The following is an 18832-nucleotide window of genomic DNA, read 5'->3' on the forward strand; positions in this document are numbered from 1 at the left end:
TCCTTCATAAGGGTCCCCGCCGCCGTTTAGAGATATCGCCCGATTTAAGAGTATGATAAAATGAACGAAGGTTTTATTTTTATAATGAAGAAGAGGTGCCCGGCATGGAGCCTTTTGCAGCACATACTTATCCGTCAGGAATTCAACTGTTTCATATTGATCCATGGATTCGGAGATACAGCGGTATCACAGCTGGCTTTTCCAGCCGTAAAGGGGGGGAGAGCGAGCTGATCAGCGGCGGGCTGAACGTTGCGATGCATGTCGGTGATAACCCGGAATATGTTATTGCGAATCGCAGGCGGATTGCGGAGGCGCTGCAGCTTCCCTTCTCATCATGGACCTGTGCTGGGCAGGTCCATGGATGTGAGGTGGCGGTTGTCACAGTAGGAGAGACTGGACGCGGCAGCATGAGCGGAGCGGATTCCATTGGGATGACGGATGCTCTGATTACGAATGAAAGAGGAGTTTGGCTCACTTCATTTTATGCGGACTGCGTTCCGTTGTACTTTTTTGATCCGGTAAAGGGTACTGTTGGTTTAGCACATGCCGGTTGGAAAGGAACCGGGCTGAAAATCGCCGAAAAGACAGTCCTTGCGATGACGGAAAACTACGGATCGAAGCCAGAGCATATCCTTGCGGCCATCGGCCCTTCGATTGGAGGATGCTGCTATGAAGTGGACGATCATGTCATCCAAGCGATGAGAAGCGCTTTGGGAAGCGAAGAAGTACTGGAGGAGTGTATTCAATCTTTGCCGGACAAACAAGGAAAGGTAATGCTGGACTTGAAAGAATGCAACCGACAGATTATGATAAAAGCAGGAATTGTGCCGACTCATATCGAAATCACTCAGTGGTGTACCGGATGTTCGACGGATGTCTTTTTTTCGCATCGTAAAGAGCATGGCCGCACAGGAAGGATGATGAGTTGGATCGGCTTACAAGAAGAGGTGAATGCATCATCTTGACGAAGGAAGAGCAATTGAAGGAACGATGGAAGCAGGTTGAAGCCAGAATCGGGGCAGCATGTTTACGCAGCGGCAGACGTCCTGAGGATATTCATTTGATTGCCGTGACGAAATATGTCTCTGCAAAAATGACTGAACTTGTACTGGATCAAGGCCTGGAGCATATTGGAGAAAATCGTTGGCAGGATGCCAAAGAGAAATGGAACCAACTTCACCACCGAGGAATATGGCATTTTATCGGACATCTCCAGTCGAACAAAGCGAAGGATGTTGTCGGCAAATTCGATTACATTCATTCATTGGATCGATTCTCCTTGGCAGAAGCGATCGGCAAAAAAGCAGAACAAGAAGGCTTGCGTGTCAAATGCTTTCTCCAGGTGAACGTATCTGGCGAAGAGAGCAAGTACGGATTAGAACCGGACAAGCTGTTCGATTTTGCGAAGCAGGTTCGCACGATACCGAATATTGAGGTCGTTGGTTTAATGACGATGGCTCCTTTTTCGGAAGACGCAGAGGAGGCTAGACCTGTATTTCGGGGACTCCGGGAGCTGCGAGACGAGCTGAACCGTCAAGCGGTATTTGACACGGAGATCCGTCATTTGTCCATGGGCATGTCTAATGATTTTGAAATTGCGATAGAAGAAGGAGCGACCTGGCTTCGGTTAGGTTCGATCTTGGTTGGTAAAGATGAAGGAGGAGAAAGCACATGGGAGTCATGAATAAAGTAATGAACTTTCTTGGACTGCAGGAAGAAGAGGAGATTGTAGAACGCGAACGCGTTGTAGAAACGGATGACGAGATGGAACCAGCAGCCAGTGACTTTCGTAAAAGTAATAAAGCCAATGTCGTCAGCATACATTCCCAGAAGAGCACCAAAGTGATGCTTTGTGAGCCCAATAATTATGATGAAGCTCAAGAAATTGCCGACTATCTTCGCTCCAGAAGATCCGTTGTCGTCAATTTACAAAGAGTACGCAGAGACCAAGCCGTTAGAATCGTTGATTTCCTCAGCGGTACCGTCTATGCATTGAACGGAAATATTTCAAAAATTGGTCCTCACATTTTCATGTGTGCGCCGGAAACGGTGGAAATACACGGCAAAATAACGGGGATGCTGAACGAAGAGGCGGAATAATACACCCGAGGTGAATTCATTTTGATTCAATTTGCAAGCTTTCTTGTTACTTTGCATGATATTTATTTGTATATGGTGATCGGTTACGTGCTGCTGTCATGGATTCCGAACGCTAGAACGAGCTTTATCGGAGAATTGCTGGCTAAATTTGTAGAGCCGTATTTATCGATATTTCGTAGATTCATTCCACCCATCGGCGGGGTGCTTGATATTTCGCCGATCGTTGCGATTATCGCATTGAGATTCATATTACAGGGCTTGCTTGCGATCTTGTCCTACGTGGATGGAATGATGTTTTAATGGGGAACAATGAGAAGAGCCTGCTCATTCATTTCCGTCCGGAGGAGAGACCCTTCGTTGATCGGGTGCTCGAATGGTTGGAAAAGGCTTCGGATCAGCATACAGTGAAGCTGACAGATTTTTTGGACCCTCGTCAGCAGCAAATTGTAAGTTCGCTGGTAGGTAAATTTCCGAATGTGCGGCTTGCGATGTCAGGCGGATATCCCGACGCAGAACGGAAAAGGGCGATGATTGGCCCGGATTATTTGTACGTGGATGATAACGAATTCTCTCTGCAGCTGCTCTCTGTAACTTCTCCAGATCCGAAATTTTCTCAGCTGGATCATGGTGATTTTCTGGGAGCCATCTTAGGGCTTGGCCTCAAAAGGGACAAGATCGGCGATTTGCAAATTCATCCCCATGCTTGTCAATATGTCGTCGCGGCAGAGACGGCCTCTTTTCTGGATATGAATCTGAATCAGATCCATCGAGTGAGTGTCTTAACGGAATTACTGCCGATAGACCGATTGGAAGTGATTCCCGTTAGGATGGACGAGATGACGATCTCTGTTGCCTCCTTAAGACTCGACGGCATCGTCAGTGATGTGGTGCGATTAAGCAGGTCCAAGATTATGATCCCTATTAAAGCAGGCAAGTGCAAAGTGAACTGGAAAGTGGAGGAAAACCCCTCTGCCCTGCTTCAGGAGGGCGATGTCGTTTCGCTTAAAGGCTTTGGCCGATTTAAAGTGCTTGAAATTTTAGGCGAATCAAAAAGCGGCAGAACTCGGGTGAAAATCGGGAAATATGCATAATAACCTGACGGGAAAAATCTGAATTTTTGCAGGAATTCGCCGGCTGCTGTCGAATATAACATTCACAACATGTACAAAACACTATAATAAAAAGCAGGAGGTGCAGTCATGCCGCTCACACCACTCGACATACATAACAAAGAATTTTCACGCAGCTTTCGTGGCTATGATGAGGATGAAGTCAATGAGTTTCTTGATCAGGTGATCAAGGATTACGAATCGATCCTCCGCGAAAATAACGAATTGAAAGAACAATTGGCCGCTTTGAAAGAGAAGCTGGACCATTTTGCGAATATTGAGGAAACACTCAGCAAAACGATCATTGTGGCGCAAGAAACTGCGGACGAAGTAAAGAACAACTCTAAGAAAGAAGCACAGCTGATCATAAAAGAGGCGGAGAAAAACGCGGATCGGATCATTAATGAATCCTTAGCGAAATCCCGCAAAGTGGCTCTTGAAATCGAGGAGCTTAAAAAACAAGCGTCGATTTATCGAACTCGTTTTCGTACGCTTCTGGAGGCTCAGCTGGAAATGTTGAGAGAAGAAGGCTGGGACACTTTCGAGAAATCGGCAGTGAACGAGTAAGAAACTCGGGGATGTGCGCGTATTGACGCGCATCAGTAGATTGGTTATACTGCATAATAATATGACTTGGAAGTATAGGCTGTGACTTATACTTCTTTTCTTCATTCTCTACATCCTTGATTACAGCATCGTATGGGATGTGGACTGATATAGTCTGTAAAGCGTTGACCGGGAAGAGTAGGATGAGTTCGGCATAATTCAGCGAGTCGGGGATGGTGAAAGCCCGGCAAGTGTCGTCGTTCGAAAATCACCCAGGAGCTGCCCTTCGAAACCATTTGCGAGTAGTTGGGCACGGTTCATCCCGTTATCGATGATCGAGTGACCGAAATCCGCCGGTGGATTCGGTAACGAGGGTGGTACCGCGAGGCCGTAAGCTTCTCGTCCCTTTTTGGGGATGAGAAGCTTTTTTTGTTTATTGATATCGTAAAACCCATTCACTTTTGAGTAAATGACGATGGTTAAAAAGGAGAGAGCTTCATGGATTATAGTAAAACATTAAACCTGCCAAAGACCGATTTTCCAATGAGAGGGAACTTGCCGCAAAACGAGCCGAAGGTTCAAGCGTGGTGGGATGAAATTGATATTTACAGCAAGGTGCAGCAGCACCGCAAGGGGAAGCCGAAATTTATTCTTCATGACGGTCCGCCATACGCCAACGGCAACATTCATATCGGCCATGCATTGAATAAGATCTTGAAGGATATGATCGTCCGCTTTAAGACGATGCAGGGGTTTGACGCTCCTTATGTTCCAGGCTGGGATACACATGGTCTGCCGATTGAGCAGGCGATTTCCAATAGCGGGAAAGTGGACCGCAAAAAAATGAGTGTTCATGAATTCCGTGAGTATTGTAAGGAATATGCATTGGAATGGGTGGAAAAGCAGAAGGAGCAATTTCAGCGTCTAGGTGTACGTGGAGATTGGAAGAATCCGTATATCACCTTGCTGCCGAAGTATGAGGCACAGCAAATTCGGCTGTTCGGAGAAATGGTCAAGAAAGGCTATATTTATAAAGGACTAAAGCCAGTATATTGGTCACCTTCTTCGGAGAGCGCTTTGGCTGAGGCGGAAATCGAATATAAGGAGAAGACTTCCCCATCGATCTATGTCGCATTTGAAGTGAAGGATGGAAAAGGCAAGCTGCCGGACGACGCTGCTGTTGTGATCTGGACGACGACGCCTTGGACGCTGCCGGCAAACTTGGCCATCAGCATTCATCCGGATTTTGATTATGTCTTGGTAGAGGCAGGAGGCAGAAAGCTGCTTTTGGCTGAGGGGCTGCTGCAGCAAGCATCCGAGGAAATCGGATGGGAACAAGTGAAGGTGCTCGATAAATGGAAAGGCGCTGAGCTTGAACATATCACCTGCAAGCATCCGTTTTACGACAGAGCATCTGTGGTTATTCTCGGAGAGCATGTCACGCTGGATGCCGGTACAGGATGCGTTCATACGGCTCCGGGTCATGGGGAAGAGGACTTCGCGGTTGGCCAAAAATACAACTTGGACGTATTGTGTCCAATTGATGATCAAGGTAAATTCACGTCTGAAGCACCGGGCTTCGAAGGAATGTTTTATGATGCGGCGAACAAGCCGATCACGCAAAAGCTGGAAGAGAGCGGACATCTCCTGAAGCTGTCCTTTATCAAGCACCAATACGCTCATGATTGGCGGACGAAGAAGCCTGTCATTTACCGGGCCACAGAGCAGTGGTTTGCTTCGATCGATCAATTCAGACAGCAAATGCTGGATGAAATAAAACGAATCCATTGGACGCCGAATTGGGGCGAAATTCGTCTTCATAATATGATCGCGGATCGAGGAGACTGGTGTATTTCCAGACAAAGAGCCTGGGGCGTGCCGATTCCGATCGTCTACTGCCGCGAATGCAATACACCGATTGTTACCGATGAAACGATCAAGCATATTGCGGACATCTTTGAAAAGGAAGGCTCGAATGCTTGGTTTATCCGCAGTGAGAAGGAACTATTGCCAGAAGGTACGGCATGCGCCTGCGGATGCAAGGAATTCCGTAAGGAAACAGATATTATGGACGTATGGTTTGATTCGGGTTCGAGCCATTTTGCAGTGCTGGAAACGAGAGAGGAGCTGCAGTGGCCGGCGGATCTATACTTGGAAGGCTCCGACCAATATCGTGGATGGTATAACTCATCCCTTATTACAGGAGTAGCAGTAAAAGGGCAGGCCCCGTACAAGGGTATATTGAGCCATGGCTTTACGCTGGATGGCGAAGGACGGAAAATGTCCAAATCGCTTGGCAATACGATCGACCCTACCAAAGTATCGAATCAACTAGGTGCAGATATTCTTCGTTTATGGGTATCTTCTGTCGATTATCAGGCGGACGTTCGTATCTCGGACAGCATTCTGAGCCAAATTACAGAAGTCTATCGTAAAATTCGCAACACGTTACGCTTCTTCCTTGGAAACTTGACGGGCTTCGATCCGAAGACAGATCGGGTTCGCACTTCAGAAATGAATGAGCTGGATCGTTATGCGATGATTCGTTTGAATCGAATGACAGACAAAGTATTAAAGGCGTATGACAGCTACGATTTCCATGTGGTATATCAGGCCGTTCATCATTTCTGCGCGGTTGAGATGAGTGCATTCTACCTGGATATTGCGAAAGATCGTTTATACGCGAGCGCTCCAAATGATCCAGCGAGAAAAGCATCGCAAACAGTGCTCTACGAATCTTTGGTAAGTATTGCGAAGCTGATTGCGCCGATCCTGCCGCATACCGCCGATGAAGTATGGAAGTACATTCCGGGTGCTGAGTTGGAAAGTGTTCAGCTGGCAGAGATGCCTGAGGTGAATACAACGGTGTATGACGCCGCTTTGGAAGAGAAGTGGAGCCGGTTTATTGAAATCAAGGAGCATGTTTACAAATCACTGGAGGTTGCTCGTAAAGACAAAGTGATTGGCAATGCGCTTGGTGCTTTGGTTACCTTGTATCCTGATGAAAGCACAGTTCAATTTTTAACGAAGTTTGAACAACTGGAAGAGCTGTTCATCGTTTCACAAGTGAAGCTGGAACAAGCGGATGCCGCTGTGCCTTCGGATGCAGACACTTATGAAGGCTTGTCTGTGAGCGTGAAGCCGGCGGAAGGCGAGAAGTGCGAACGCTGCTGGATCATCACTCCAGAGGTGGGTGCACATGAAGCACACCCTACGCTGTGCAAACGCTGTGCGGAAGTAGTAGAGCACCATCATGCTGATCTATCATAATAAAGTCAAAAGGTAAAATGTAACAAACCTATAGATAGGAAGGAGACCGTCCTTTTCGCTCATAATACTGATAAGTCCCTCGAACAGCATCCATCGCGGAGGGACTTGTCAATTTTTGAAAGGGTGGTCGATGTTGAAACAATCTCCTTCCAGAGAAACGGAATCTATGCCAACGACGACGACGATCCATTCGCTGAACGCAAAGCTCGATCAATTAGCTTTAAAGCTGGAAGCCGGGGAAATTGCGGAATATGTCAGACTCGCCAGTAATCCAAGGCGTCTTTTATTCCGCAATTTATTGGCTGGTATTGCCAGAGGAGTTGGATATGCGATTGGTGCAACTGTGTTTTTAGCCATTCTTGTCTATATGCTGAAGATGATCGGTGCGCTAAACCTGCCGATTATTGGAGATTTTATTGCGGAGATCGTCAAAATCGTCCAGACACAGCTGCAAATTGACGGCTATACCGGTTATCAATGAGTATGCAGTACCCGTTCGTTAACTATAAAAGTAATGCTGCATGCCGAGCTCATCTTCTGAAATCGTTTCATCGGCATCATTTTCCATGTATTTCTGATATTCTCGATTTCGGATAACGGATATCGTTCGTCCATAAAGATCCGTGGCCAGAAAGCTTTCGATCGGTTGAACGTATCCATCCGGCTCATCTGATTCGATGTACATATCGTTGTAGTCACTGACTTCCGATTGTTCTGCGAAAGCCGGACTGCTGGAGTTGCCGTAGCTTTCAACGATTTGCCATGCGTCTTCTCCGTCAAATTGGTTTTGTTCATCCAACTCATCCTGACTGGTGCGTCCGAATGGAGGCTGCAGGTAGTCTTCCTCGGCAGGTCTGCGTCTGGAAATATCATCATTGGGAAGCGTATGATTTACGCAATAGCGAGCAGTAGGGTGTGCCTGAAGCCTTTCGAAAGGGATGGGTTTGCTGCATACTTGGCATATGCCGTACATGCCTTCCTCGATTAATCGAAAAGCTGTATCAATATCTTCTAAGTGAAGCTCATATTGTTCGTTTAAGGCAATGTCCTTTTCCCTTTCGTAAATTTCAGTAGCTGTATCCGCGGGATGGTTGTCGTTCGTGGACAGTTCACCGGTACTGTCACGAAGGGAACGTACGAATTGAAACGAGTCATTGTCTTTTAATCTCCGCTCTAAATCGTGTTGTTCCTCACGGAGCTGCTGAGTCAGCTGCTCCAGCTCGGCTTGAGATAAATGATTCATTATAGTGCAACTCCTTTCTTGAGTGTGCATCATTATTGTTGCTCGCAGTTCCAGAAATAAATTAGGTAATTCCTTGTTTCGTGGGAAACAGGTAGCGCTGCTGACAAGACCTGAGGAGGAATGGTATGAAGAAGGTTTCTGTATATTTCATCATTTTTTTAGCCATTTTAGGATTAGATTATTGGACCAAATGGCTGGTCAAAACGAAGATGATGTTAGGGGAATCGATTTCCGTTATCGGTGAATTTTTTCGCATTACTTCGCATCGCAACCGTGGAGCTGCCTTCGGGATATTAGAAGACCAGCGTTGGTTTTTTATTGTTGCCACGACTGTGATTGTCATTGCCATTATATGGTACTTAAGGTACACGTTAAGAGATGGGAAAAAGCTTCTCTCCTTTGCGTTGACACTCGTGCTCGCAGGAGCCATTGGCAACTTTATTGACCGAGTAAGATCGGGAGAAGTCGTTGATTTCTTCCATGTATACTTCAGCGCGTTTGATTATCATTATCCGATATTCAACATTGCAGATTGTTCCATTGTGACAGGTGTTGCTTTGATCGCGCTCGACACACTGCTTGACTGGAAAAAGGAAAGGAACGAATCAAAGCATGAGCATGCATGACGTTTGGAACGAATTAGACGAAACACTGGAATGGACGATCTTGGAAGCGGATGCTGAGCAGCGCATTGATAAATTTATTACGGAACAACTGCCGGAGGAAATTTCCCGTTCACAAATCCAGCAGTGGATCAAGGACAGTCATGTGAAGGTGAATGATAAGGCGGTGAAGGCGAATTACAAGCTGAACTCCGGAGATCTGGTCGTTCTGACTGTCCCTGAGCCCGCTTCATCCGAAATTGCGGCAGAGGATATTCCGCTGGAAGTCGTTTTCGAGGATTCGGATGTCATTGTTGTCAATAAGCCCAGGGGAATGGTCGTTCATCCGGCACCCGGGCATTACAGCGGGACACTGGTCAATGCACTGATGCATCACTGCAAGGACTTGTCCGGCATCAATGGAGAGCTGAGGCCAGGCATCGTTCATCGGATCGATAAGGATACTTCGGGTCTGATCATGGCCGCAAAGAACGACTTGGCACACGCTTCTTTAGCTGATCAGCTTAAGAATCATACGGTAACACGCAAATATGTTGCGATCGTCCATGGCAAGTTATCTCATCATCAAGGGACCATTGACGCCCCTATCGGCAGAGACCCAAAAGACCGTAAGCTCTTTACCGTTATAGAAAAGAACAGCAAGCATGCGGTCACACATTTCGTTGTATTAGAGCAGTACGAGGATTATGCCCTGCTGGAATTAAAGCTGGAGACAGGACGAACGCATCAAATCCGGGTTCATATGAAATTTATCGGACATCCGTTAGTCGGTGATCCGGCATATGGACGGAACAAAGGTATTTCCATGGACGGACAAGCGCTTCATGCGGCCGTATTAGGATTTGAGCATCCCCGTACAGGAGAATACATGGAATTTGAAACTCCGATCCCAGAGGACATGAATCACGTTCTAGAATTGATACGCAGCAGAACCTAATGCGGGACTTGGCACGACCTTCTAGAGACAGCCAGAAGAAGAATACAAACTATTGTACACTACATCCATTTCAAACCTTTCAGGGAATTGATAGAATCTGGAGAGATTTGTAGAAGAATTCTGGAAGGAGTGTCATCGATGACGCAACAAGAAAGCTACATTCAAAAGCTGTTTGCTGAACGGATCGGCGGAATCAATTACGGTAAAGACACGGAAATTTATAAATTTGAAAAGATTAAAAGAGCGAAAGCTGCGGCGAAAAAAGAACACCCTGAGGTTCAGCTCATTGATATGGGAGTCGGCGAGCCGGATGAGATGGCAGATATGGGGATTGTGGCCAAGCTGGCTGAGGAAGCTGCGAAGCCGGAGAACCGCGGTTATGCCGATAATGGAATTCAGGAATTTAAAGAAGCGGCAGCCCGCTATTTGAAAAATGTATTTCAGGTGGATGGCATTGATGCAGATACGGAAATCAATCACTCGATCGGGACTAAACCGGCACTGGCGATGCTGCCGACATGCTTCATTAATCCTGGAGATGTAACCATCATGACAGTACCGGGTTATCCGGTGATGGGCACGCATACGAAGTACTTGGGTGGAGAAGTATACAATGTTCCGCTCTTAAAGGAAAATCAGTTTCTTCCTGATTTAGATTCGATCCCGGCGGATATTCGCAAACGGGCAAAGCTGTTTTATTTGAATTACCCAAATAATCCAACAGGTGCATCAGCTACGGTCGAGTTTTTCGAGGAGGTCGTACAATTTGCAAAGGAAAACGACATTCTCATTGTGCATGATGCCCCATATGCTGCGCTAACGTATGATGGTCTGAAACCATTAAGCTTCCTTTCGGTACCGGGAGCGAAAGAAGTTGGCGTAGAGCTTCATTCCTTATCGAAGTCGTATAACATGACCGGTTGGAGAATTGGCTTTATTGCTGGCAACACGTTAGCCGTCAAAGCGTTCAAAGATGTGAAGGACAACAACGATTCCGGTCAGTTCATCGCTATTCAAAAGGCGGCGGCTTACGGATTAGATCATCCGGAAATTACTGAGAAAATCGCTGAGAAATATTCGCGCAGACATGAGATGCTTGTTGGCGCACTGAACGAAATTGGTTTTAAAGCGGAAAAACCAAAAGGTTCATTCTTCCTTTACGTAGAAGCGCCAAAAGGCATCAAAGGTGGACAGCGGTTCGAAAGCGGCGAGGATTTCTCTCAATACTTAATTCGCGAGAAGCTCATTTCAACTGTACCTTGGGACGATGCTGGCCACTTCATTCGGTTTTCGGTCACGTTCGAAGCGGGTGGTCTTGAACAAGAACGCCAAGTCATTGATGAGATCAAGCGTCGTCTAACGGATGTAGAATTCGAATTTTAATCCGTTTTTAAAGGATGATTAAAATACATTGCTCGTTTTTTTAGAGTTTTTTGATAAAGTTGATCGTTGCGCTTGACTTCTTTTGTCGAAAGTGGGATAATCCACTTAGGTGAATAAGTACCTTTAATTCAGTCCCGTGAGGCTGGCAAGGTGATCGACAATCGTTGTCTGCAGGTTAATGTGCGATGTCTTACAGACATACAGTTCGCGCTAAGACGAGCTGTGCTCAGACATAAGCAGATCCAACGAAAAAAGTGCAAGCTTACAGCTGTACTCCTTGCCTCTGATGGCAAGGAGTTTTTTTGTTGTATGCGGCCGCCTTCGCCTTGTTGATCGATCTTCCAATGAGGAGGGAAAGCGATGAGCAAATCGCATGTCATTATGGACGATGCGGCAATTCGCAGAGCATTAACACGGATCGCCCATGAAATTGTAGAGAGGAACAAAGGCATCAAGGATTGTATCTTCATCGGCATTCGCACGAGAGGGATCTATTTGGCCCAACGAATTGCGGAGAAGGTTTCACAAATTGAAGGCATCGAGGTGCCAGTCGGTGAACTGGACGTTACATCGTTCAGAGACGATATCGCGGGGAAAGACCAGTCAGGCAAAGAAAAAAACGGATTTAACGATTTAAATGTACATGAGAAGAAAGTCATTTTATTTGATGATGTGCTGTATACAGGAAGAACCGTTCGGGCTGCAATGGACGCACTTGTCTCCAAGGGCAGGCCGCAGATGATTCAACTTGCCGTCTTAATCGACCGAGGTCATCGAGAGCTGCCGATTCGAGCAGACTATGTTGGAAAGAATGTACCTACCTCCAAGTATGAGGAAATTGAAGTCACCTTAGAAGAAATCGATGATGCCGATCAAGTCGTAATCGGTACAAACGGAGGTCAAGAATAATGAGCCAGGTTGAAGTGAGAACAAAGCATTTACTCGGTTTAAAGGATTTAGACGCAGATGAGATCATATCGATATTAGATCGGGCAGCTTACTGGGAAAACCATCCGGTTAAAGTATCGAATATGATGAGCGGCCGATTCGTAGCGAATATGTTTTTCGAAAACAGCACGAGAACAAGGTTCTCCTTCGAGCTTGCAGAGAAAAGATTGGGTGCAGAAGTGCTCAATTTCAGCGCAGCGGTGTCCAGCGTGGAGAAAGGCGAGAGCATTTACGATACCGTAAAGACGCTGGAATCGATGGGGATTGATGCCGGTGTGATCCGAATTAAGCCGGTCGGAGTGCTGCAGGAGGTGGCGAAGAAAATAACGGTTCCACTCATCAATGCGGGCGACGGAAATAACGAGCATCCGACACAAGCGCTGCTCGATTTATATACGATGAGAAAGCAGTTTGGCGAAATTCGCGGATTGACCGTCTCGATTATCGGAGACGTGCAGCACAGCCGGGTGGCACGTTCAAATCTATGGGCGCTGCAGAAGCTTGGAGCGCATGTTCAGTTCTGTGCACCGGACGTCATGAAGGCACCGGATCTGGATGCGTACGCTCCTTATGTGACGATTGAAGAAGCCGTACAGGCGGATGTAGTGATGATGCTGCGTGTGCAGCTGGAGAGACATGAGATCGGGATTATGAAATCTGCGGACGAGTACAGAAAGGCATACGGACTGACGGTGCAGAGGGCAGCAGCGATGAAGCCGCATGCGATCATCATGCATCCGGCACCAGTCAACCGGAATGTGGAGATCGACGATGAGCTGGTCGAGCACGAGAAATCGAAAATTTTCACGCAAATCAGTCATGGTGTACCGATCAGAATGGCCGTTATTGAGAGAGCTCTATCTTAATCACAATGGATACAGGAGGAGACGAGATGGGAACCTGGATAGTGAACGGAAAAATGATGGATCCACAATCGAAGCAATGGATGAAGGCGCATATTCTGATGGAAGAAGGGAAGATCGCCCAAATCGTTGAAGGAGAAAGCAAGCCTAACACGGAAGGACATGAAGTGATAGAGGCGGATGGACTGCTGGTCAGTGCAGGATTTATCGATATGCATGTGCACTTTAGAGAACCGGGCTTTGAATATAAAGAAACGATTGCAACTGGTACCCGTTCGGCAGCCAAGGGCGGTTTCACGACGGTAGCGGTCATGCCGAATACAAGACCGGTGACGGGCAGCGTAGAGACGGTTCAATATGTCCTTGACAAAGCAAAGCAGGAAGGCATTGTAAAGGTACTGCCCTATGCCAGCATTACGGTCAACGAGCTGGGCAGGGAACTCACCGATTTCGAAGCGCTGGCAGAAGCAGGTGCGATCGGGTTTACGGATGACGGCGTCGGCGTACAGAACGCGCAAATGATGAAGGATGCGATGAACCGGGCTCAGCGTTTGAATAAACCGATCATCGCACACTGCGAGGATGATTCCTTAGTCAAGGGTGCTGCTGTGACCGAAGGCGAGTTCGCCAGACAACACGGCTTGAAGGGGATTCCGAATGAATCTGAAGCGATTCATGTAGGCCGAGATGTGCTGCTGGCTGAAGCGACAGGTGTTCATTATCATGTATGCCATGTCAGCACGGAACAATCCGTCAGGCTGATCCGCCAGGCGAAGCAGGTAGGGGTTCGAGTAACAGCAGAAGTGTGCCCGCACCATCTCTTGCTGTCGGACGAAGATATTCCGGGAATGGACGGCAATTGGAAAATGAATCCGCCGCTTCGTACTCCTCGCGATGTAGAGGCGATGATTGAAGCGATTGAGGATGGAACGATTGATATGATCGTAACCGATCATGCTCCTCATAGCGAAGAAGAGAAGGCCAAAGGAATGGAGCTTGCTCCTTTCGGCATCGTCGGCTTGGAAACCGCGTTTCCTCTGCTGTATACGAAATTCGTCGAAACTGGAAGATGGACACTGGATTTCCTTTTGGAAAAGATGACCAAGGCTCCTGCCAAGGTGTTCGGACTTCCTTCGGGTGAATTGAAGGTTGGATCTCCAGCGGACATCACACTCGTTGATTTGTCGGCAGAAAAGCTAGTGGATCCAAAAGCATTTTTATCCAAAGGAAAGAATACTCCATTCACTGGATGGAGCTTAAAAGGCTGGCCAGTGAAGACAATTGTGGATGGAAAAGTGGTCTGGTCTGAATAATTATGCATAAATTTTTATAAAAATTATTGACATGTGCCCTGCAATGGAGTAAAAAGTTATAAAGGCGATGTTTCGCTGTACAGCCAGAGAAGGTAAACGTGAAAAGGAGTGGAATCCGTATGCAAGCTAGATTGCTGCTGGAAGACGGAACTTTATTAATAGGAAAATCATTCGGAAGCACGAAGGAAATGACTGGCGAGGTTGTATTCAATACGGGGATTACAGGATATCAAGAGGTATTGTCCGACCCGTCTTACTGTGGTCAAATCGTAACGATGACCTACCCGTTGATTGGAAATTACGGGATCAACCGCGACGACTTTGAAGCGCTGCGTCCCTATATTCACGGCTTTATTGTCAGAGAACATGAAGACGTTCCGAGCAACTGGAGAGCGGAATATACATTGGATGCACTGCTGAAGGAATATGATATTCCTGGTATTCAGGGTATTGACACACGTATGCTGACCCGGAAAATCCGTCATCACGGAACGATGAAAGGCATTCTGACAACCTCGAATGAACCGGTTGAGGCGCTGATGGATCGTCTGAATCAGTCGAGTCTGCTTCGCGATCAAGTATCTAGAGTTTCTACGAAGAACGTATTCAGTGCACCAGGCCATAAAGAAAGAGTCGTACTCGTCGATTTCGGATCCAAAAGCGGAATATTGAAAGACCTCGTGAAGCGGGGCTGTGATGTGGTAGTCGTTCCACATACAGTGACTGCGGATGAAATTCGCAAACTGAATCCGGACGGCATTCTGCTGTCCAACGGTCCTGGGGATCCGAAGGATGTTCCGCATGCCGTACAAATGGTCAGAGAGATCATCGGAGAATATCCGCTGTTCGGTATTTGCCTAGGGCATCAGCTGTTTGCCTTAGCCAGCGGAGCGGACACCGAGAAGCTGAAGTTTGGTCATCGCGGCGGAAACCATCCGGTACAGGAACTAGCTAGCGGACGCTGCTACATTACTTCCCAAAACCACGGCTATACGGTGAAAGAAGATTCTATCGCAGGAACGGATTTGGAAGTTACACACATTAACAATAACGATAAGACGATCGAAGGATTGAAGCATAAAAAGGCTCCGGCATTTTCCGTGCAGTACCACCCGGAAGCAGCACCAGGTCCTTACGATTCTAGCTACTTATTCGATGATTTTCTAACTATGATTCGTGATTACAAGCAAAACAACCCACAGCCGCCTCGTCAAGCACAGCTTGCGGCCGCTGCAGCGAAAGGAGAACTTCAATATGCCCAAAAATAAAGACCTCAAGAAAATATTGGTGATTGGTTCCGGACCGATAGTCATCGGCCAGGCTGCAGAGTTTGATTATGCGGGAACACAGGCCTGCGAAGCGCTGAAGGAAGAAGGTATGGAGGTCGTTCTGATCAACAGCAACCCAGCGACGATCATGACGGATACGAATATGGCCGACAAGGTATATATCGAACCGATTACACTCGACTTCGTCTCGCAAATTATTCGCCAAGAACGCCCGGACGGCTTGCTGCCTACACTTGGCGGCCAAACCGGCTTGAATATGGCTGTAGAGCTAGCACGCGCTGGCGTGCTGGAGCAGGAAGACGTCAAGCTGCTCGGTACGCAGCTGAACGCAATTGAGCGTGCAGAAGACCGTGATCTGTTCCGCGAACTAATGAGAGAATTAGAACAGCCAGTTCCGGAAAGCACGATCGTGAACAACGTAGAGCAGGCCGTTGATTTCGCCAATGAAATCGGCTATCCGATCATCGTTCGTCCTGCCTATACATTAGGAGGTACTGGCGGCGGTATCGTAGGCAACGAGGAAGAGCTTCGTGAGACCGTTGCTTCCGGCTTGCGCTACAGCCCGATTCAACAGTGCTTGGTCGAGAAAAGCATCGCTGGCATGAAAGAAGTCGAGTACGAAGTCATGCGTGATGCGAACGATAACTGCATCGTTGTATGTAACATGGAAAATATCGATCCAGTCGGCGTTCATACTGGCGACAGCATCGTAGTGGCACCGAGCCAGACATTGTCCGACCGTGAATATCAGATGCTTCGCTCCGCATCGCTCAAAATTATTCGTGCATTGAATATCGAAGGCGGATGTAACGTTCAGTTCGCACTAGACCCGCACAGCTATCAATATTATGTCATCGAGGTGAATCCGCGGGTAAGCCGTTCTTCTGCGCTGGCTTCCAAAGCAACAGGCTATCCGATTGCGAAAATGGCTGCTAAAATTGCGATCGGTTATACGCTCGATGAGATCGTTAATCCGGTAACAGGACAGACTTATGCTTGCTTTGAACCGACATTGGACTACATCGTAAGCAAAATTCCGCGCTGGCCGTTTGATAAATTTACGGCTGCCAACCGCAAGCTCGGCACGCAAATGAAAGCGACCGGGGAAGTCATGGCAATTGGTAGAACATTCGAGGAATCGATTCATAAAGCGATCCGCTCTTTGGAGATTGGTGTACACCGTCTCTATCTCAAAGGAACAGACGCGCTTGACAAGGAAACGCTGGAATTTAGACTTGAAAAACCGGACGATGAACGTTTGTTCCTTGTCGCCGAAGCGTTCAGAAGAGGCTACACGCTGCAGCAGATTCAGGACATTACGAAAATCGACTGGTGGTTCCTCAGAAAGCTCGAAGGCTTGATTAAGTTCGAGGAAGAGCTGAAGCAGCCGCTGCTCAGTGAAGATCTGCTGCTTGAGGCAAAGCGCAAAGGCTTCACAGACCGCGCGATCGCGGAAATCCGCCAGCAGGCATCCGGCTTGAAATTTACGACAGAAGAAGAAATTCGCTCGCTGCGCAAAGACTACGCTATCAAACCTGTATATAAGATGGTAGATACTTGCGCCGCTGAGTTCGAAGCGACAACGCCATATTATTATTCTACTTATGAAACGGAAAATGAAGTTACAGAATCCGATAAACAAAAAATCGTCGTATTGGGCTCTGGTCCAATTCGGATCGGCCAAGGCATCGAATTCGATTACTCTACAGTACATGCGGTATGGGCGATCCAAGATGCAGGATATGAAGCAGTCATTATCAATAACAATCCTGAGACCGTTTCAACCGACTTTAATACATCGGACCGATTATATTTCGAACCGCTGTTCTTCGAAGATGTCATGAACGTCATCGAGCAGGAAAACCCCGTTGGCGTTATCGTCCAGTTCGGAGGACAAACTGCGATTAATCTTGCAGGGCCGCTGGCCAAAGCAGGCGTGAAGATTTTAGGAACAAGCCTGGAGGATATTGACGCTGCCGAAGACCGTAAAAAGTTCGAAGCGCTGCTGCGTAAGCTGGAGATTGCTCAACCGCAAGGAGAGACCGTCACTTCGGTAGATGAAGCAGTCGTCACGGCTCAAAAGCTCGGCTATCCTGTATTGGTAAGACCTTCCTACGTACTTGGAGGTCGCGCGATGGAAATCGTCTACTCCGATCAGGAGCTTCTTAACTACATGGAGCAGGCTGTAAGGATCAATCCGGAGCATCCGGTGCTAATCGACCGCTATATGCTGGGTAAAGAAGTTGAGGTAGACGCCATTTGCGACGGAGAAACGGTATTGATTCCGGGTATTATGGAACATGTGGAGCGTGCAGGAGTTCACTCTGGTGACTCAATCGCGGTATATCCTCCACAAACGCTGTCTAACGAAATTAAAGAACAAATTGTCGATATTACGACGAAAATTTCAAGAGGCCTGAACGTGGTTGGTCTAGTAAATATCCAGTTCGTTATCTACAAAGATCAAGTGTACGTTATTGAAGTGAATCCACGTTCTTCAAGAACAGTACCTTTCTTAAGCAAAGTAACAAGTATTCCAATGGCAAACCTAGCGACGCGCCTCATTCTTGGACGCAAGCTGAAGGATGAAGGCTACGAGAATGGACTTTGGAAGGAAGACAGCTACGTGTCTGTTAAAGTTCCGGTGTTCTCCTTCGCGAAGCTGCGCAGAGTTGACACGACCTTAGGACCTGAAATGAAGTCTACGGGTGAAGTCATGGGACGCGATATTAACTTCGCCAAAGCACTGTATAAAGGCTTGATTGGTGCAGGGATGAAGGTTCCTAAGGCTGGAACGATCGTGGCTACGGTATCCGATAAAGATAAGCAGGAAGCCGTTGATATTTTACAGGGCTTCTACAGTATGGGATATAAAATTGCGGCAACCGGCGGAACCGCAAAGGCATTGGAGCATGAAGGCATGGTTGTTACCCGCGTTACCAAGTTGAGCGAAGGTTCGCCAAACATCCTGGATTTGATTCGCAATGGAGAAGTTCAGCTGATCGTCAATACGCTCACGAAGGGCAAAACGCCTGAGCGCGATGGCTTCCGCATCCGCCGTGAAGCAGCGGAGAACGGGATTGTCTGCTTGACTTCACTGGATACGGCAAGAGCGCTGCTGAACATGATGCAGACGATTAACTTTACGTCTCAGTCGATGCCGGCATTTGCAGAGCAGAAATAGTACAGCCTGATCATACAGGCGGGA

General features: G+C 47.4%; 17 protein-coding genes and 1 other annotated feature. Of the genes, 16 read left to right on the top strand and 1 reads right to left on the bottom strand.

The window, feature by feature from the left end:
* The first annotated feature begins 104 nt into the window (after positions 1–104).
* The 8 genes from pgeF to ACFPXP_RS16450 all read left to right on the top strand — a co-directional run bounded on the left by pgeF (position 105) and on the right by ACFPXP_RS16450 (position 7506).
* A complete protein-coding gene (gene pgeF / locus ACFPXP_RS16415) occupies positions 105–965 on the top strand; it encodes a peptidoglycan editing factor PgeF (RefSeq protein WP_379895429.1) in 861 nt (286 codons plus the stop codon).
* Complete coding sequence (locus ACFPXP_RS16420) at positions 962–1684, top strand: YggS family pyridoxal phosphate-dependent enzyme (protein WP_379895430.1); 723 nt, start codon at positions 962–964, stop codon at positions 1682–1684. Before pgeF ends, ACFPXP_RS16420 begins: the two co-directional genes overlap by 4 nt.
* Positions 1672–2100, top strand: a complete 429-nt coding sequence (locus tag ACFPXP_RS16425) for a cell division protein SepF (protein WP_379895431.1) — start codon at positions 1672–1674, stop codon at positions 2098–2100. The genes ACFPXP_RS16420 and ACFPXP_RS16425 overlap by 13 nt, the downstream gene beginning before the upstream one ends.
* Positions 2101–2121: 21 nt before the next feature.
* Positions 2122–2400 (top strand): YggT family protein, encoded by a 279-nt coding sequence (locus ACFPXP_RS16430; RefSeq protein ID WP_379895432.1) that lies wholly within the window; start codon positions 2122–2124, stop codon positions 2398–2400.
* On the top strand, positions 2400–3191 hold the full coding sequence (locus ACFPXP_RS16435; protein ID WP_379895433.1) for a YlmH family RNA-binding protein: 792 nt from the start codon (positions 2400–2402) through the stop codon (positions 3189–3191). The genes ACFPXP_RS16430 and ACFPXP_RS16435 overlap by 1 nt, the downstream gene beginning before the upstream one ends.
* Positions 3192–3299: 108 nt before the next feature.
* Positions 3300–3776, top strand: coding sequence for a DivIVA domain-containing protein (locus ACFPXP_RS16440; protein WP_379895434.1), 477 nt, complete (start codon positions 3300–3302; stop codon positions 3774–3776).
* Positions 3777–3931: 155 nt separating this feature from the next.
* Positions 3932–4165, top strand: a binding site (T-box leader).
* Positions 4166–4253: 88 nt separating this feature from the next.
* Positions 4254–7025, top strand: a complete 2772-nt coding sequence (gene ileS, locus ACFPXP_RS16445) for an isoleucine--tRNA ligase (RefSeq protein WP_379895435.1) — start codon at positions 4254–4256, stop codon at positions 7023–7025.
* Between the two features lie 130 nt (positions 7026–7155).
* On the top strand, positions 7156–7506 hold the full coding sequence (locus ACFPXP_RS16450; RefSeq protein WP_379895436.1) for a DUF5665 domain-containing protein: 351 nt from the start codon (positions 7156–7158) through the stop codon (positions 7504–7506).
* 18 nt (positions 7507–7524) lie between these two features.
* Here the strand turns inward: ACFPXP_RS16450 and ACFPXP_RS16455 are convergent, their stop codons facing one another.
* Positions 7525–8268 (bottom strand): TraR/DksA C4-type zinc finger protein, encoded by a 744-nt coding sequence (locus tag ACFPXP_RS16455; RefSeq protein ID WP_379895437.1) that lies wholly within the window; start codon positions 8266–8268, stop codon positions 7525–7527.
* A 125-nt stretch (positions 8269–8393) separates the two neighbouring features.
* Between ACFPXP_RS16455 and lspA the strand changes: the two genes are divergently transcribed.
* The 8 genes from lspA (at position 8394) to carB (ending at position 18808) form a co-directional block, all read left to right on the top strand.
* Entirely contained in the window at positions 8394–8894 is a 501-nt protein-coding gene (gene lspA, locus ACFPXP_RS16460; RefSeq protein WP_379895438.1) for a signal peptidase II, read from the top strand.
* Complete coding sequence (locus ACFPXP_RS16465; protein ID WP_379895439.1) at positions 8881–9828, top strand: RluA family pseudouridine synthase; 948 nt, start codon at positions 8881–8883, stop codon at positions 9826–9828. Before lspA ends, ACFPXP_RS16465 begins: the two co-directional genes overlap by 14 nt.
* A 138-nt stretch (positions 9829–9966) precedes the next feature.
* Positions 9967–11211 (top strand): LL-diaminopimelate aminotransferase, encoded by a 1245-nt coding sequence (locus tag ACFPXP_RS16470; protein ID WP_379895441.1) that lies wholly within the window; start codon positions 9967–9969, stop codon positions 11209–11211.
* Positions 11212–11571: 360 nt separating this feature from the next.
* Positions 11572–12120: a bifunctional pyr operon transcriptional regulator/uracil phosphoribosyltransferase PyrR gene (pyrR, locus tag ACFPXP_RS16475; protein WP_379895442.1), complete on the top strand. Its 549-nt coding sequence runs from the start codon at positions 11572–11574 to the stop codon at positions 12118–12120.
* Positions 12120–13025 carry an aspartate carbamoyltransferase catalytic subunit gene (locus tag ACFPXP_RS16480; protein ID WP_379895443.1) on the top strand — a complete coding sequence of 302 codons (906 nt, stop codon included), beginning with the start codon at positions 12120–12122 and terminating at the stop codon, positions 13023–13025. Before pyrR ends, ACFPXP_RS16480 begins: the two co-directional genes overlap by 1 nt.
* 26 nt (positions 13026–13051) lie before the next feature.
* Positions 13052–14335 carry a dihydroorotase gene (locus ACFPXP_RS16485; protein WP_379895444.1) on the top strand — a complete coding sequence of 428 codons (1284 nt, stop codon included), beginning with the start codon at positions 13052–13054 and terminating at the stop codon, positions 14333–14335.
* A 119-nt stretch (positions 14336–14454) separates the two neighbouring features.
* Positions 14455–15603, top strand: a complete 1149-nt coding sequence (locus ACFPXP_RS16490) for a carbamoyl phosphate synthase small subunit (protein ID WP_379895445.1) — start codon at positions 14455–14457, stop codon at positions 15601–15603.
* On the top strand, positions 15590–18808 hold the full coding sequence (gene carB / locus ACFPXP_RS16495; RefSeq protein WP_379895446.1) for a carbamoyl-phosphate synthase large subunit: 3219 nt from the start codon (positions 15590–15592) through the stop codon (positions 18806–18808). The genes ACFPXP_RS16490 and carB overlap by 14 nt, the downstream gene beginning before the upstream one ends.
* Positions 18809–18832 lie beyond the last annotated feature (24 nt).

Source organism: Marinicrinis lubricantis, from assembly GCF_042658665.1.
GTDB classification, from domain to species: domain Bacteria; phylum Bacillota; class Bacilli; order Paenibacillales; family KCTC-33676; genus Marinicrinis; species Marinicrinis lubricantis.